Raw genomic sequence first — 16,218 nt, forward strand, 5'->3', positions numbered from 1 at the left:
TTTTTTTATCTGGATGATGGGATTGCCTTAGCGGCGCAGCGTCAACCCGACGCCGACGCGGGTGATGTCGGTGGTGTCGCCCTGATCGCGGGTGGTGCGCTCGTAGCTGACGTCGCCCGTCAGCGCCAGGTAGCGGTTGATGTCGTAGGTGAGGCCGGCGCCGGTGCGCCAGGTAGTCTCGTCCGACGAGCGGGCGTTCGAGGGGTAGTTGCGCAGCGTCAGGCTGTTCGTCAGGCGCGCGACCAGATCCGAGCGCATCTGGTGGGTGATGATGTTGGTGAGGTTGTAGTCGATCGAACCAGCGTCGCCGGGCGTCGTCGACGGGTTGAGGTCGGTCGACACGGCGAAGAGCACGTCGGTGCCGCGTTGCGGCGACCAGTTGAGGCGGCCATCGACCGACAGGCCGCGGAGTTCGCCAAGCCGGTCATCCTCGAAATTGTAGGTTTCGTAGCCGAGGCCGAGCTCGCCATAGAGTTTCTCGCCGAGGTCGAGCTCGATACCGCCGCGTGCGGCATAGGTCTGATAGGAGCGTTCGAAACCGAGCGGATCTTCGCGCAGATCGTAGAGCGACTTGCCGACGGAGGCTTCGAGGAACGGGATCAATGCCGGCGACAGTTCGTAGCCGACGCGGGCCGTGAGCACACCGGTGTTGCGGTTTCGATACTTGACCGAAAGGTTCGTGCCGTTTTCGAGTTCGACATCACCATAGGTGCGCCGGTCGAAATCGATACCGACCGAGCCGCGGATCAGACCGAAATCACGCTCAACGGCCGCGCCGAGGCGGTAGGTGTTGACCGCGGACTGGTTTTTGGCGTTGGAGATCGCGTTCGGGTCGTCGGCGTCCTCGCGCTCGAAACTGTAGCCGGCGCGCAGACGGGCGATCGTTTCGTCCCAGAGATCGAGCCGCAGTTCCGCATCGACATTGGCGCGGGGCTCTTCCTCGCCCTCGCCGGAGATGTTGTTCTGCAACACGCCTTCGCCGGTGACGGTCAGCTGATGCCGCGACCAGTCCGAGGTCAAGGTGCCGCGGATTCCGGTTTCGAGATAGCCGCGGTTGGTCTTGGTGTCGCCGTCCTTGCGCCATTCGTGGTTGATGGTCTCGCTGACGCTGGGGCGCAGCGTGAAGGTGCCGATTCGGATGCCCGGGGCGCGATCGTATTCGGGGTTATCAGTCCGCAACCGCAGACCGTCGATCGTCGGCTCGCGCTGGTTCAGGCGAAGGTAATCCTCGTTAGAGGCCGGGGTCAGGTCGTCAGCGCTGACGGCGCCGGTGGTCTGCGGATCGGTGATTGCGGGCGTCGCGGCCGGAACGGCTGAAGGCGCTGTGCCCGCGCCATAGGTGGTCGTCGTCGGAGCGGTGGCGGGTGCGGTCGTGGCCGTCTGGGCGTTCAAGGATGCGGGGGCAAGCATCGCCGTGCCGGCCAGCAGCAACGCCAGCGACGTCGAACGCCGCGCGCCTCCTTTGATCGAGCGAGATGAGCCTGGCACCATATGCCGTTTGTCCACGAGCCTGATTGCAATCCTTTCGCAACCGTAAAGCGACGTGGTTAATCAATCGTTTCCAAACGGAAAAAACGTCGTGGCATCAGCCGCTTGCGGTTACGCTTTCGACGGTCAGGTTGCGGCCGTGGGTGGAAACGACGCGCACCCTTGTACCGGCCGGCAGGTCCGGTCCCTCAACGACCCAGAACGTGTCGTCGAGCCGGATGCGCCCTCGGCCTTCGGCGATCGGTTTTTCCAGGACCGCGGTGCGGCCGACGAGGCTTTCGGCGCGCTGGTTCAAAAGCGGCTCGTCGGTGGTCTCGGATGTGGAGAGAACGAAGCGGCGGCCAAGGAGAACGGCCGCCACCGAGAGCAGCGCGAACAGCACGAGCTGGACCTGCCACGTCCAGAAGCCGACCTCCCAAAGCATGAGGGAGAGGATGCCGACTGCCAAGGCGGCGACACCGATCCAGATCAGGAACACGCCGGGGGCGATGAGCTCGGCGGCGAGAAGCACGAAGCCCAGAACCCACCAGCTCCAGGGCCCGAGTTCTTGAATGGCGCGTTCGATCATCGTCTACTTCCCTTGCGCGGGATCGGTCGGGAAAGCCGGCGTGGTGCGTGGCGTCGACTGGCGCGGGCGGGTCGCTGGCGCCGTCTGGCTGTCGCCAAAGACTTCCTTGGCGATGGCGCCGATGCCACCGAGCGAACCGATCAGCGCGGAAGCTTCCATCGGCATCAGCACGATCTTCTGGTTGTTGGCGGTGCCGATCGAGGCGAGTGCTTCGGTGTACTTCTGGGCGACGAAGTAGTTGATCGCCTGCACGTCGCCGGCCGCAATGGCCTCGGAGACCACCTTGGTTGCCTTCGCCTCGGCCTCGGCCAGGCGCTCGCGCGCTTCGGCGTCACGAAACGCCGCTTCGCGCTGGCCCTCGGCCTGCAGGATCGCCGACTGCTTGGCGCCTTCGGCGCGCAGGATCTGGGCGTTTCTGGCGCCTTCGGCTTCGAGCACCTGCGCGCGTTTCTCGCGCTCGGCCTTCATCTGGCGCGCCATGGCATCGACGAGATCCTTCGGCGGGGCGATATCCTTGATCTCGATGCGGGTGATCTTGATGCCCCAGGGGCTGGCAGCTTCGTCGACGACGTGCAGCAGCCTGTCGTTGATCGTATCACGGTTGGAGAGCAGTTCGTCGAGGTCCATCGAACCCATGACCGAGCGGATGTTGGTCATCGTCAGGTTGAGGATGGCGTTTTCCAGATGCGCGACCTGGTAGGCGGCCTGCGCCGCATTCAGGATCTGATAGAAGGCGACGGCATCGGCCGAAACGCTGGCATTGTCCTTGGTGATGACTTCCTGGGTCGGAACGTCGAGCACCTGTTCCATCACGTTCATCTTGGCGCCGATGCGGTCGATGAACGGCACGATCAGATTGAGGCCCGGCTCCAGCGTTTTGGTGTAGCGACCGAAGCGCTCGATCGTATAGCGGTAGCCCTGCGGCACCGTCTTGATCCCCATGAAGAGGACCAGGATGATGAGCACCACGAAGCCAATGACGACGATATCCATTCCGCCCAAGACTTACCCCCTTAAATTGCAATCTCGACCTGTGGCTGCAGTCTAGCGTATTCCGTTTCCCTTCGGAATCGGTTTTCCGCGGATTGCGCGTAAATTCAAAATGTTAGATTGCCGCGCTCGCCGGTGGGCAAGAGCGCGGCTCCTTCATCCTGAGTTGGCGGCCAGCGCGCCGTTCAAGTGGGGTGATGGGACGCTTAAAGCCAGCCGGCAAGCTCCCGGCGCACGACGTGTTCGAGCACGGCCATGCCTTCGGCGCTGTCGTTCAGACAGGGGATGTGGGTGAACTTCTCGCCGCCATTGTGATGGAAGCTTTCGGCCGCCTGCTCTGCGATCTCTTCCAACGTTTCCAGACAGTCGGAGACGAAGCCCGGGTTGAGGACGGCAATGCGCTTGACACCGTCCTGCGCAAGTTTTTCGACCGTCTTGTCGGTATAGGGCTGCAGCCATTCCTCAGGCCCGAAGCGCGACTGGAAGGTGACCTGCAGCTTCTCCTTCGACCAGCCGAGCTTTTCGCGCAAAAGCCGCGCGGTCTTCTGGCACTGGCAGTAGTAGGGATCGCCCTTGTCGAAATAGCTCTTCGGAATGCCGTGGAAGGAGGTCAGAACCACCTCCGGCTCCCAGTCGAGCGTCGCCAGGTGACGCTCGATCGAGGTTGCCAGAGCGTCGATGTAGACGGGATCGTCGTGGTAGGGCGGAACGGTGCGCAGTGCCGGCTGCCAGCGCATCTTCAGAAGCGCCTCGAAGGCCTTGTCATTAACGGTGGCGGTGGTGGCGGCGGCATATTGCGGATAGAGCGGGAAGACGAGAATGCGTTCACAGCCGGCCTTCTGCAGTGCGTCCATGCGCGAGGCGATCGACGGCTGGCCGTAGCGCATGCCCCAGTCGACGATGACGTTAGGCTGGTCGGCGAAGGACTTCGCCATCAGTTCGGACTGGTTGCGGGTGTAGGTCCGGAGGTAGCTTTCGTTCAAGTCCTTGTTCCAGATCGTCTCATAGGCCTTGCCGACCTTGCCGGGGCGGGTGTTGAGCACGATGCCGAACAGGATCGGGTACCAGAACAGTCGCGACCACTCGATCACCCGGCGGTCGGTCAGAAACTCCTTCAGGTAGCGGCGCATCGAGGTGTAGTCGGTGCCATCAGGCGTGCCGAGATTGACCAGCAGGATACCGACCTTTCCGGATTTGACGGACGGGTGGCTGGCAGGGGTGGTCACGGCAAGCTGATCGGTCATCTTCATCCTCGTCGGGTCCCCGTATCGGGACGCCGCTTTCGTTCCTTCGGTTTCCAGTCCTTCTAAAAAGAAAAGCCGGCGCGGGGAAGCCGCGCCGGCTCTGAAAGTAGAGGCAAATTGTCTTACTTTGCCGGAATCTCCAGTTCCTTGCCGACATGCAGGTGGCGCGGCGCCGGCTTGCCGTTGGCGTCGGAGATCTTCTTCCAGAGCGCGCCTTCGCCGTAGAAGGCCTTGGCGAGATCCCAGAGCGTGTCGCCCTTGGTGATCACGTGCTTCTGCGGGCCGCTCGCTGCCGCCGTGCCGCCGGCCGTTGTTGCCGGCTGGGCTGCCGTGGCGTCGGCAGCAGGCTTTGCGTCCGCCGCCGACTCGGCCGTTGCCGCACCGGCCGCCGAAGCGACCTCGGTGATGCGGCCGTCGGTATAGGGCTTGAACGGCTGGTGGGCGGCAAGGTAGTCGGCAAGCACGGTTTCGAGGCCCGGACCGTAGTCGTAGGCGTTTTCACCCTTCTCCTTGAAGACGTCGTAGCCGTCGCCGCCATTGCGCATGTAGTTGTTGGTGACGAGCGAATAGGTCTTGGCCGGATCGAGCGGGACGTAGGCCTCGCCTTCCTTCACCTCGACCGAGACGACGCGGCTGCCGACCGGCTTCGACTTGTCGAAGGAGAACTTCATGCCGGCCACCTGCGGGAAACGGCCGCCGCCTTCCTCAAGCTTGCTGAGACCGTTTTCCAGGGCTTCATGAATGCCGGCGCCCTTCATCTGGAAGGTCGCAACCGTGTTCTGGAACGGCAGGACCGTAATGGCTTCGCCCATCGAAACGTCGCCGGCATCGATGGAGGCGCGCAGACCGCCGCCGTTGGTGATGGCGATGGTCACACCCTGGCCCTTGACGCGGTCGAGCATGGCGTCGGTGAGCAGGCTGCCCATTTCGCACTCTTTGGTGCGGCAATTCTCGCGCGAGCCGTCGATCGGCGCCTCGGTCTTGGCGATGATCTTCGAGCGCAGCTCTTCGATCGGCTTGCCGAGTTCGGCGACGCGGGCAAGCACCGCCTCATCCGGCTTGACCGAGCTGTCGACCAGGATCGGGTCGCCCTTGGCGGCCTTGACCACGCCCTTGTCGTCGAATGTGACGACGAGATCGCCGAGATACTTGGTGTAGGAGCCGGCCTGGACGACCGGAACCTTGTAGCCGCCTGGGTTGTCGACCATCGTCGGGTAAGGGCCTTCAGCCTTCGCATCGGTGTTGGACAGCAGGCTGTGCGAGTGGCCACCGACGACGACGTCGACATCCGGGATCTTGGCGATGGCCGCGAGGTCGCGCGGATAGCCGACATGGGTGAGCGCTATGATCTTGTCGACGCCCTGCTTCTTCAGCTCCTCGACGGCTGCCGTGGTGGTGGCGACGTCGTCGCCGATCAGGATGTCCGGGCCGGGGGAAGAGAGCTCCGGCGTGTCGTTGGCAACGGCGCCGACGATGCCGACCTTCTGGCCACCGACGTCGAGCACGATCGACGGCTTGATGCGGTCGCCGATCTTCGACTTCTGGCTCGGCAGCACGTTGGCGGTCACGACCGGGAAGGCGATCTTGTCGAGGAAGCCGGCAAGGCCGTCCTCGCTCTCGTCGAACTCATGGTTGCCGACGGTCATCGCGTCGAACTTCATCAGGTTGAGGAATTCGGCTTCCGCGAGGCCCTTGTAGGTGGTGAAGAACAGCGAACCCTGGAAGTTGTCGCCGGCGTTGAGCAGCAGCACGTTCTTGCCCGAGAGGTCCTGGCGCTTCTGGTCGATCAAGGCCTTGAGGCGCGCGACGCCGCCGAAGCACTCGTTCTTGCCCTCCTCTTCCGCCGAGCAGGTGGAATCGAACTTGTTGATCGATTCGATGCGGGAATGGAGGTCGTTGATATGCAGGATGTTCAATTCATAATCGGCGAAGGCTGCGCCCGAGGAGAGGGCAAGAATGGACGCGGTCATCAGGCCGGTCCGCACGTGTCTGATCATGATGTTCTCCTGTTTTGCCGGTTGTCGCCCGACCGCATCCGGTCCGCCGAAACGGATCCGGTCCCCACGGTCGGGGTGGCTTTGCCGGGCCGGATGTTTTCATCACTTGAAGGCGACTTCAAGCGCTAAAACCATGCCCTGGTTGTCGGGTTTACCGTTAAGGTTAAGTCGTGGCCCGCAAACGAAAAAAGCCTCCGGACGGAGGCTTTTGCAATTTCGTGTTTTCTGTTTTAGCCGCGACGCGCGAGCGAGAACTGTGCCCCGGCGTCGGTGGTGCAGTTGAGCTGGTTCTGCGTGACCAGAGCGCAAGCGACCTTCGACTGGGTGTTGCGCACCAGCGAGGTCATATTGATCTCGACAAGCGTCGGGCTCGTCTTGACGTAGTTGCCCGAGGCGAGCAACTGGTTGGTGTCGGTCGTGCGCGTGGAGAAGGTACCACCGGCAAATGTCGAGACGATACCGTTCGGGTCTACCCAGGAGCCCTCGACGCCCGAAGCCTGGCGTGCCGGCTGCCCACCCTCATCGATGATCCGTGGCGACGACTGGCAGGAGGCAAGCGCGGCCGCGGTTGCGATTAGGGTCAGAACGGCGAATGGCTTCATAGGCGATTTCCCCCGCGTTTGGGTCGAGCGGATTGTTTCATTCCGGCAGACCATGCCGCGATCATGAGTTGAAAGCAAGAGCGGCAGGCCGCGGCCTCGGGCTTTTCCGCCAGAGATGAAAAGGCCCGGGGCACGTTCGTGTCCCGGGCCGGATGCGCTTACGTCTCAGCAGCTTAGCGAACGAGGATGTTCTTGAACTGCCACGGATCCTTGGTGTCGATGTCTTCCGGGAACAGGCCCGGGCGACCGTCGAGCGGGGTCCAGTCGGTGTAGTGACCTTCGACCGGGCCGAGGTAGGGCAGTTGGACTTCGAGGCAACGCTTGTAGTCCATCTCGTCGGCTTCGACGATGCCGGCCTTCGGGTTCTCGAGAGCCCAGACCATGCCGGCGAGAACGGCCGAAGTGACCTGCAGACCGGTCGCGTTCTGGTAAGGCGCGATGCGGCGGGTTTCTTCGAGCGACAGGCGCGAGCCGAACCAGTAGGCGTTCTTGTCGTGGCCGTAGAGCAGCACGCCGAGTTCGTCGACGCCGTCGACCAGTTCCTTTTCGTCAAGGACGTGGTGCACCGGCTGGGCGTTGCCGCCGTTGCCGAACATTTCGTGCAGCGACAGAACGGCGTCGTTGGCCGGATGGTAGGCGTAGTGGCAGGTCGGGCGATAGGTGACTTCGCCTTCCTTGTCGCGAACCGTGAAGAAGTCGGCGATCGAGATCGCCTCGTTGTGGGTCACGAGGAAGCCATACTGCGGGCCGGGGGTCGGGCACCAGCTGCGCACGCGGGTGTTGGCGCCCGGCTGCTCCAGATAGATCGCTGCCTTGCAACCCTTCTTGTGCTTCTTGGCGTTCTTCGGCATCCAGTTTTCATGTGTGCCCCAGCCGAGTTCGGCCGGCTGCAGGCCTTCCGAGATGAAGCCTTCGACCGACCAGGTGTTCCAGAAGGTGTTGAAGGGCTTCGGGTTCTTGGTGCGCTGGGTGTCGCGCTCGGCGATGTGCACGCCCTTGACGCCGACCTTCTTCATCAGCTTGGCCCAGCCTTCGCGGTCGTCCTGATGCGGCTCTTCGAACTTCACGCCAAGGTCGTTGGCGAGGTTGAGGAGGCCCTGCTTGACGAACCAGGAGACCATGCCGGGGTTGGCGCCGCAGGTGGAAACCGCGGTCGTGCCGCCCGGGTTCTTTTCCTTTTCCTTGCGCACGGTTTCGCGCAGCGCATAGTTGGTGCGCTCGGAATTGTCCATTTCGGCGTCGAAGTAGAAGCCAAGCCACGGCTCGACGACCGTATCGACGTAGAGCACGTCGAGCTTGCGGCACATCTTCATCAGGTCGAGCGACCCGGTGTCGACCGACAGGTTGACGCAGAAGCCCTGGCCTTCGCCTTCGGTCAGAAGCGGCTTCAGCAGTTCCTTGTAGTTGTCCTTGGTCACATGCGCGCGAACGTGACGAACGCCATGGCGTTCGAAGATCTCGTTGTCGGCAGCATCCTCACGGGGCTCGACCACGATCAACCGGTTCTTGTCGTATTTGAAGTGGCGCTCGATCAGCGGCAAGGTGCCGCGACCGATCGAACCGAAACCGATCATCACGATCGGACCGGTGATCTCGCCATAAACCGGATAGGTGGTATCTGCCATTTTTGTCTTACTCCTGAGAAAACTTTCCCTGTGGCGGTGGGTGACTAAGCATGAGGAAGCGGCTGTGGCCGCTGTTCTGGCTCGTATGAATGTGCCGACGGCCGCGATGCCCGTGGGGCACGCGGCGCTGTAGAGCATAGATTGCTGTCACAATAAAGAGCCGGCGGGTCAACCGCTATTTGCGTCTGTGCTTAACCGGCGATCGTGAGCAGTGCTTCAATCAGCCCGTCCCGCTTGCTGACAAGCCCCTTGTAGGCGGCCTGCGGCAAGGTCAGGGCGCGCAGCTGCTCGACGAAGGACGCGGCCAGCGCCGCGGCATCCGGTCGCTTGCGCAGCATCGTCAGCGGGTCCGAATAGATGCGGATAGTGAAGACGAGCGCACCGGTCTCAGGCAGCTTGCGCAGCGTCTGCCGTTCGATGCGGATGAAGGTCCGCTCCTCGGTCATCTCGACCGCACCGGCGGCGATGCCTTCGGATTTCGATTTCGGCAGGTGCAGCGCGCCGTCGACATTGACCGCCCAGTTGAAACGCTCGACGAAACGGCCGGGCGGCAGATTGTCGAACATGCGGGCAATCAGGTCGGCGTTGCGGGTGCCATGCTCGAAGCCCGGGACGGGGCCATGGATCTCGTTCATGGTGCGGCCGTATTTTTCGGCGAGCGACCAAGACGAGGGAAAGGCGACATAGGCGGCGTTGAGGCGCCAGCCGTCGTCGGTCTTCTGCATGATGGCGAGGTCGTCCTGAACGAGCGAGCCGGAAACGACCAGCGGCACATCGCCGTCGAGCGGCACGGGCGCATCTCCGACGATCATGCTGTCGCCGTCGCGGCGGTAGATCTCGGGATAGGCGGTCGGCAGGTAGTCGACCAGAATGCCGAGCAGTTCGCGCTGGGCGTCCTGCGTACCGTCGGCTGCGGCAAACACGGTACCGCGCGCTTGCGCAAGCAGCCGCTTCTTTTGGGAGAGATAGTGCTGCAGCTGGTCGTCCGGCTCAATCCAGCGATCGGGGTCGAGCTGGGCAAGGCCGATGGTGAAGGGTTTTGAAGAACCGTCGTAAGGCGTATGCTTCATGCGGAGCGACCGGTCGAGGTTGCGATTTAACCATATTCCCTATCGTTTCGCACGGTGAAACGCTTGTCACAAGCGGTTCGTGCTATAGCTACGGTAGAAGCATCCGCTTCGCGCCATAATTGATTAGTTCCCGGAGGCGTGACAGACCGTGACCGGTAGTCATCTCAAGGCTCTTGCGGCCCTACAGAGTAAAACACCCGTGCTGATCGCACTTTATGATCAGCACGATCGACTGCGCTTCGCCAATCCGGCGTTTCGCGCGGCCTACCATGTCGGTCCGGACGAGAGCCCGACCTGGGAAGAGATCATGCGTCGGAACCATGCCGCCGGACAGGGCACCATCCTGAAGTCGGAAGACATCGATGCCTGGATCGCCTCGACATTGCACCGGCGCGGCAAGGTGCCGTTCCGCGCCATGGAAACAGACCTGCACGACGGTCGCTGGCTGTGGATGACGGAGACGGTGGATGCGGATGGCTGCATGCTGTGCATCGCCGTCGACGTCACGACGATCCATGCGGAAGAACGGGAACTGCGCCAGGACCGCGACTTTGCGCTTCGGGCCGCCCAGGTCGACGAGCTGACGAGCGTGCCCAACCGCCGCTACACGATGGGGCGTCTCACCGAGTTCATCGCCAACTGCGCCGAGAACCCGCATATGTGGGGCTGTGTCGCGATCATCGATATCGATTACTTCAAGGCGATCAATGACCGCCACGGGCACCAGCGCGGCGACGAGGTTTTACTCGACTTTGCGCGCCAGATGCAGGAGTTCGTGCGCCGTTCGGACTGCTTCGGCCGGATTGGCGGCGAGGAATTCATGCTCATCCTGCCTGATACCACCATCAGCGAGGGCCACCGCATTCTCGATCGTCTGCTCGAACGGGTGCGCAATTCCCGACCGCTCGAGAACATCCCGGAGTTCTTCTACACCTGTTCGGTCGGGGTTGCGGAGTATCGCGACGGGGACACGGTCAGCGACCTCTATGCACGCGCCGATCAGGCGCTCTATCTCGCCAAGCGCGATGGACGGGACCAGGTCAGGCGCCACACGCTTCCCGGCTCAGACCAGGAGGTTCACCCGGATCAGGCCCCGTAGCGAGTTGCCGAAATAAACGTCGCCGCGGGCGAGGTCGTTAAGCGAAAGCCGCGCAACTCGCGCGCGGCGCTGGCAGATGAGCTCGGTACGCAGCACGCCGGCAAGCAGGCCGCAGGCGATCGGCGGCGTCTTGAGGATGCCGCTGCCGTCGTCGAGGAAGACGGAGGTGATCGTGCCTTCGCAGACCTCATCCTTCTCGTTCAGAAGCAGAACTTCGTCGGCCTCGCTCGGGCCGAACTCGCCGCGGGCTGCCTCATAGGCAGCGCGGCGACTGGTCTTGTAGCGCAGCAGCGGATCGCCCGACTTGAGCCGGGTGCTGGCAACCCGTACCCGCCAGACCGTATCTTGGGGGAGCGGCGCGAAGGGGGCGGTCTTCACCTCGATATGGCCGTCCGGGAAGAGCTCGAGGCGAACGCGAAGCGCGGCGCCGCCATCGCCGGCCTTGACCGCTGCAAGCAGCGCGGCCTGCGCGCCATCGGCGCCCGAAATGCCGAGACGACGGGCGGATCGGACCAGCCGGGCGAGGTGCAGACGCAGGCGGATGAAACCGGCTTCGGGCTCGTAGCGCAGGGTTTCGATCAACGAGAAATCCGTCATCGGACGACCGCGTCGTCGGCGGGCGCGACATCGCCTTCGCCGAGCGCGATCCTATCGTCGCCAACGGCAAAGCGGGCCTTCAGGAGGCACTCTTCGTATTCGGACTGGGCGGTGCTGTCGAAGACGATGCCGCCGCCGACATTAAAGACGGCATCGCCATTTTCGAAGAGCGATATCGTCCGGATCGCGACGCTGAAGCGCATCACGCCGTTCGGGGCGATGAAACCGATGGCGCCGCAATAGGCGTCGCGGGGACCGTCTTCCAGGTCGTGCAGGATTTCCATGGCGCGCATCTTCGGCGCCCCGGTGATCGAGCCGCAGGGGAAGAGCGCCGTGAAAATATCCTTGAGGCTGATCTCGGGGAGGAGCTTTGCTCGGACGTGGCTCACCATCTGGTGCACGGTCGGGTAGGTCTCGATGTCGAAGAGCTTGGGGACATCAAGCGTGCCGACCTCGGTGATGCGCGAGATGTCATTGCGCAGGAGATCGACGATCATTCGGTTTTCGGCCTGGGTCTTTTCGTCGGCGCGCATGGCGGCGATGATCTCGGCGTCTTCCGCGGCCGACGCGCCGCGCTTGGCCGTGCCCTTCATCGGGTGGGTCTCGATCCAGCCGTCCGCATCGACTCGGAAGAAAAGCTCCGGCGAGCGCGACAGGAGCACTGGCCCGTCGAGCGCGACGAGCGCGCCGTACTTGACCGGCTGCCGGTCGATCAGCGACCAGAAGGCTGCGCGCGGGTCGCCGGACCAGCGGGCATGGATCGGCATCGTCAGGTTTGCCTGGTAACAATCGCCCTTTCGCAGATGCAGGTGCAGGCGGTCGAAACGTTCGCGGTAGGTATCGAAATCCCAGCCGGCGCGCGGTCCGCTCAAGAAGGGTTCGTTCTCGGTTCGCCGCTGCGGCTCGGCGAGGGGATGATCCTCGCTCGGCGCATCGAAGATGCCGAATGACATCAGCGGCGTCTTGCGATTTTCCTCGGCAAAGCCTTCGAGCTTTTCCTCGAAGAGATGGCCGGCCTCATAGGACATGAAGCCGGCAATCCATTTGCCTGATTTGTGCGCGCGTTCAAGCTCGGCAAGGCCGCGGACAAATTCGGCCTTCGTGCGGGCCGTTATGACGCGCGAAGGCGATGCGAAAACCGTGGTGCGGCTTTCGCTGTCGTCCCGGAACAGCACATAGGGTGCAGTGTCGTTCATAAAGTCGTCTTGTCGATCGCGCCGCGATCCGGACCCTTGTCCGGATCAGGCCTTATCAAGCGCTTCGAGTTCGTCGATGAGCCCTTCGATCATCGACAGTCCCTGTGCCCAGAACGACGGATCGGTGGCATCGAGGCCGAAGGGGGCGAGCAGTTCGGAATGGTGCTTGGTACCGCCGGCCTTCAGAAGCTCGAAGTACTTGTCCTGGAAGCCCTGTTCGGCGTTCTGGTAGACCGCGTAGAGCGAGTTCACCAGGCAGTCGCCGAAGGCATAGGCATAGACGTAGAAGGGCGAATGGATGAAGTGCGGGATATAGGCCCAGTAGGTCTCGTAGCCTTCGGAAATCCGGATGGCCGGGCCAAGGCTCTCGTTCTGCACCGACAGCCACAGCTTACCGATATCGTCGGCCGTCAGCTCGCCTTCCTTCCGCGCGGAGTGCACCTTGCGCTCGAACTCGTAGAAGGCGATCTGGCGCACGACCGTGTTGATCATGTCCTCGACCTTCTGGGAGAGCATGGCCTTGCGCTCGCGCTTGTCCTTCGTCTGGTCGAGAAGCGCGCGGAAGGTCAGCATCTCGCCGAAGACAGACGCGGTTTCGGCGAGCGTCAGCGGCGTCGAGGCCATCAACGCGCCCTGTCCGCCGGCAAGCACCTGGTGCACGCCGTGGCCGAGCTCGTGGGCGAGCGTCATCACGTCGCGCGGCTTGCCCATGTAGTTGACGAGCACATAGGGGTGAGCCGACGGCACCGTGGGGTGGGCGAAGGCGCCCGGCGCCTTGCCGGGCCGCACCGGCGCGTCGATCCAGCGCTCGTCGAAGAAACGGCGGGCGATATCAGCCATTTCCGGCGCGAAGGCATTATAGGCGGAGAGCACCGTGTCCTTGGCCTCGTCCCAGGAGATCAGCGCGTTCGGCGTTTCCGGCAGCGGCGCGTTGCGGTCCCAGAAATCCATCTGCTCCATGCCGAGCCACTTTGCCTTCAGCGAATAGTAGCGGTGCGACAGGCGCGGATAGGCGGACTTGACCGCTTCGGCGAGCGCATCGACGACCTCGCGCTCGACGCGGTTGGCCAGATGCCGGCTGTCGGCAATATCCTTGAAGCCGCGCCAGCGGTCGGAGATTTCCTTGTCCTTGGCGAGCGTGTTGGTGATCAGCGTGAAGGTGCGGATATTGGCCTTGAAGGTTTCCGCCAGCGCCATCGCCGCCTTCTTGCGAACGTCGCTCGACGGGTCCTGCAGCAGGTTCAGGGTGACCTCGAGCGGCAGCGCTTCACCGTCGACAGTGAAGGTGAGGCTTGCCATAGTCTCGTCGAACAGCCGGTTGAAGGCGGCGGCACCGGTCATCGATTTTTCCAGGAAAAGCTGCTCCAGCTTGTCGTCGAGCTGATAGGGCTTGTCCATGCGCAGGTCGGTCAGCCAGGGCTTGTAATGGGCGGCGAGCGCGTCTGTTTCGAGTGCCTTGTCGAGGATCGCGTCGTCGATCCGGTTCAGCTCCAGGGAGAAGAACAGGAGATGCGCCGACATGTCGGTGAGCTTCGACTGCACATCGCCGTAGAGCTTGCCATTCTCTGGCTTGGACGTGTCCGAAAAATAGGTGAGGCCCGCAAACGACGCGATGCGGCCCATGATGTCTTCGAGCGCTTCGAATTCCCGCACGGCAGCGCCGATGCCGGCTTCGCCGCTCTGCGTCGCCGCTTCGGCCAGCTTGCCCTTCCACTTGGTCTCGAAGGCGATCGCGTCGGCATCGGCCTTCTTCATATCGTTGCGAAACGCATCCGAGGAAGCGGAGGCATAAAGATCCTCCAGCCGCCAGGAGGGCAGGTCACCGAGGTCGGCAGCGGCGCCATGGCTCTGGCCGGCGGCGGCGCGGACAACAAATTGCTCGGGGGCGAAGGGGCGGAAGGTCATCGTCGGATTTCTCTCGTTCGTGACAGGAAGAGGCAGCGATATGGGCCCCATTGCTATCGCCGGCAATGGATAAAATGCAAGCATTTCTCAAAACATGATGTTCAGCCCTTTATGGCACAGATGCCTGACGTGATTTGGCACATGAGGTTGGCCAAAGAGTACCGCGTGTCCAGAGCAGGAGGCTTCCGTGACATCACACATTCTGGTCATTGATGACGATCCGGTGCAGCGCCGGTTGCTGACGAACATGATCGAGCGTCTCGGTCATGTGGCGCATCTCGCCGATAACGGCCGCAGCGGTCTGGAACTGCTGGAGCGCAAGGGCGGCATGATCAATGTCATCCTTCTCGATCTCCTGATGCCGGAAATGAACGGCCACGGCTTCCTCGAAGCGCTGGCCGAGCGCGGCGTCGACACGCCGGTCATCGTCCAGACCGGACAGGGCGGCATCGAGACCGTGGTGCACGCGATGCAGGCCGGCGCCTTCGACTTCCTGGTCAAGCCGGTCTCTCCGGAACGGCTGTCCGTGGCCATCAGCAATGCGCTGAAAATGGCAAGCCGTGACGGCAAGGTCAAAACCTCGCGCCGTCCGCGCGGTGGCGCCGTCGGCTTCGACGATATCGTCTCGGCAAGCCCCGCGATGATCCGGGTGATCGACCTTGCGCGCCGCGCCGCGCAGTCCAACATCCCGATCGTGCTCGAGGGCGAATCCGGCGTCGGCAAGGAAATGGTGGCGCGCGCCATCCAGTCGGCAAGCGACAGGGTCGGCAAGCCCTTCATCACCGTCAACTGTGGCGCCATCCCGCACAATCTGGTCGAGAGCATTCTCTTCGGTCACGAAAAGGGTGCCTTTACCGGCGCGACCGAAAAGCACACCGGCAAGTTCGTCGATGCGGACGGAGGAACCCTGTTCCTCGACGAGATTGGCGACTTGCCGCTCGAGGTTCAGGTGAAGCTGCTGCGCGCGGTTCAGCAGGGCGAGGTCGAGACGATCGGCGCGCGCCATCCGCAGAAGGTGAACGTGCGGCTGATCTCGGCCACCAACAAGGATCTGATCAACGAAGTGCGCGAAGGGCGGTTCCGCGAGGATCTCTACTACCGCCTCAATGTTTTCCCGATCACCATTCCGGCGCTTCGCCGACGCAAGGAAGATATCCCGGTGCTGGTGCGCTCCTTCGTCGAGCGCTTCGCCGCCGAGCAGCGGCTGAACCAGCCGCTGACGGTATCGAGCGGTGCGCTCGCGCTTCTGACCGCCTATGATTGGCCGGGCAACATTCGCCAGCTCGAGAACGCGATCTTCCGCGCCGTCGTGCTTGCCGAGGGCAACGAACTGACGGTGAAGGATTTCCCGCAGATCGCCACTCAGATACCCGGCTACGTGGTTTCCGATCGTTCGGGCTTCTCCTGGGGCGAGGGCGGACCGGAGCGGGCGCCGGCTGGCGGCGAGACGGCATCAAGCGTCTATCCAGACTTCGCGAGTGCGGCGAAATCCATGGAGGCGGAAACCTCCAGCGACCCGCGCATGGAGAATGCGATCGCCAGCGTCGACGAGGGCGGAGACGTGCGCAAGCTTGCCGAAGTCGAGGAGGAATTGATTCGTTTTGCGCTGAAATTCTACCGCGGCCAGATGAGTCAGGTGGCCCGAAAGCTCGGTATCGGCCGGTCTACCCTCTACCGCAAGCTGAAGGATTATGGCATCGATCCCGATAACCCTTTGAGAGAGGCGGCATAAAATCGACGCATTCACGATTCATTAGCCGTGCTATTCAGTCACCGCCGTTTAGACCTTGTTAGTGAAGTATTCACTATATTATAAGGGGCGGTGACGACTGTGGCA

The 16,218-nt window shown here is 62.8% G+C and carries 13 protein-coding genes; 2 read left to right on the forward strand and 11 right to left on the reverse strand.

The window, feature by feature from the left end; all coding sequences use genetic code 11:
- Nucleotides 1-27: 27 nt before the first annotated feature.
- From OVA00_RS22000 to OVA00_RS22035, 8 genes are all read right to left on the reverse strand, one after another.
- The gene (locus OVA00_RS22000) at nucleotides 28-1,491 is read right to left on the reverse strand and encodes an outer membrane beta-barrel protein (RefSeq protein WP_060581305.1); all 1,464 of its coding nucleotides are present in this window, start codon (nucleotides 1,489-1,491) and stop codon (nucleotides 28-30) included.
- Between the two features lie 94 nt (nucleotides 1,492-1,585).
- Nucleotides 1,586-2,056: an NfeD family protein gene (locus OVA00_RS22005; RefSeq protein WP_034786778.1), complete on the reverse strand. Its 471-nt coding sequence runs from the start codon at nucleotides 2,054-2,056 to the stop codon at nucleotides 1,586-1,588.
- 3 nt (nucleotides 2,057-2,059) lie between these two features.
- The gene (locus tag OVA00_RS22010) at nucleotides 2,060-3,058 is read right to left on the reverse strand and encodes an SPFH domain-containing protein (RefSeq protein ID WP_268089616.1); all 999 of its coding nucleotides are present in this window, start codon (nucleotides 3,056-3,058) and stop codon (nucleotides 2,060-2,062) included.
- Between the two features lie 194 nt (nucleotides 3,059-3,252).
- A complete protein-coding gene (hemH, locus tag OVA00_RS22015) occupies nucleotides 3,253-4,290 on the reverse strand; it encodes a ferrochelatase (RefSeq protein ID WP_192438887.1) in 1,038 nt (345 codons plus the stop codon).
- Nucleotides 4,291-4,412: 122 nt separating this feature from the next.
- Nucleotides 4,413-6,287, reverse strand: a complete 1,875-nt coding sequence (locus OVA00_RS22020) for a 5'-nucleotidase C-terminal domain-containing protein (protein ID WP_268089617.1) — start codon at nucleotides 6,285-6,287, stop codon at nucleotides 4,413-4,415.
- Nucleotides 6,288-6,517: 230 nt separating this feature from the next.
- Nucleotides 6,518-6,889 (reverse strand): outer membrane lipoprotein Omp10, encoded by a 372-nt coding sequence (omp10, locus tag OVA00_RS22025; protein WP_034806089.1) that lies wholly within the window; start codon nucleotides 6,887-6,889, stop codon nucleotides 6,518-6,520.
- Nucleotides 6,890-7,062: 173 nt separating this feature from the next.
- On the reverse strand, nucleotides 7,063-8,514 hold the full coding sequence (locus OVA00_RS22030) for a homospermidine synthase (RefSeq protein WP_034806092.1): 1,452 nt from the start codon (nucleotides 8,512-8,514) through the stop codon (nucleotides 7,063-7,065).
- A 191-nt stretch (nucleotides 8,515-8,705) separates the two neighbouring features.
- The gene (locus tag OVA00_RS22035; protein ID WP_268089618.1) at nucleotides 8,706-9,584 is read right to left on the reverse strand and encodes a heme-dependent oxidative N-demethylase family protein; all 879 of its coding nucleotides are present in this window, start codon (nucleotides 9,582-9,584) and stop codon (nucleotides 8,706-8,708) included.
- A gap of 148 nt (nucleotides 9,585-9,732) precedes the next feature.
- Between OVA00_RS22035 and OVA00_RS22040 the strand changes: the two genes are divergently transcribed.
- Nucleotides 9,733-10,683: a sensor domain-containing diguanylate cyclase gene (locus OVA00_RS22040; RefSeq protein ID WP_034806098.1), complete on the forward strand. Its 951-nt coding sequence runs from the start codon at nucleotides 9,733-9,735 to the stop codon at nucleotides 10,681-10,683.
- Here OVA00_RS22040 and OVA00_RS22045 read toward each other — a convergent pair.
- The 3 genes from OVA00_RS22045 to OVA00_RS22055 are packed head-to-tail and all read right to left on the reverse strand — an operon-like array spanning nucleotide 10,648 to nucleotide 14,381.
- Nucleotides 10,648-11,280: an aminotransferase class IV family protein gene (locus OVA00_RS22045; RefSeq protein ID WP_112976714.1), complete on the reverse strand. Its 633-nt coding sequence runs from the start codon at nucleotides 11,278-11,280 to the stop codon at nucleotides 10,648-10,650. The two genes, OVA00_RS22040 and OVA00_RS22045, sit on opposite strands and share 36 nt — an antisense overlap.
- Nucleotides 11,277-12,476 (reverse strand): aminodeoxychorismate synthase component I, encoded by a 1,200-nt coding sequence (locus OVA00_RS22050; RefSeq protein ID WP_113187393.1) that lies wholly within the window; start codon nucleotides 12,474-12,476, stop codon nucleotides 11,277-11,279. The genes OVA00_RS22045 and OVA00_RS22050 overlap by 4 nt, the downstream gene beginning before the upstream one ends.
- Before the next feature lie 45 nt (nucleotides 12,477-12,521).
- Nucleotides 12,522-14,381 carry a M3 family oligoendopeptidase gene (locus OVA00_RS22055; RefSeq protein WP_268089619.1) on the reverse strand — a complete coding sequence of 620 codons (1,860 nt, stop codon included), beginning with the start codon at nucleotides 14,379-14,381 and terminating at the stop codon, nucleotides 12,522-12,524.
- A gap of 187 nt (nucleotides 14,382-14,568) precedes the next feature.
- Here OVA00_RS22055 and OVA00_RS22060 point away from each other — a divergent pair, with 187 nt between their 5' ends.
- The gene (locus OVA00_RS22060; protein ID WP_089044545.1) at nucleotides 14,569-16,113 is read left to right on the forward strand and encodes a sigma-54-dependent transcriptional regulator; all 1,545 of its coding nucleotides are present in this window, start codon (nucleotides 14,569-14,571) and stop codon (nucleotides 16,111-16,113) included.
- Nucleotides 16,114-16,218: the final 105 nt, after the last annotated feature.

Origin of the sequence: Ensifer sp. SL37, from assembly GCF_026672675.1 — a bacterium.
Taxonomy (GTDB): Bacteria; Pseudomonadota; Alphaproteobacteria; order Rhizobiales; family Rhizobiaceae; genus Ensifer; species Ensifer adhaerens.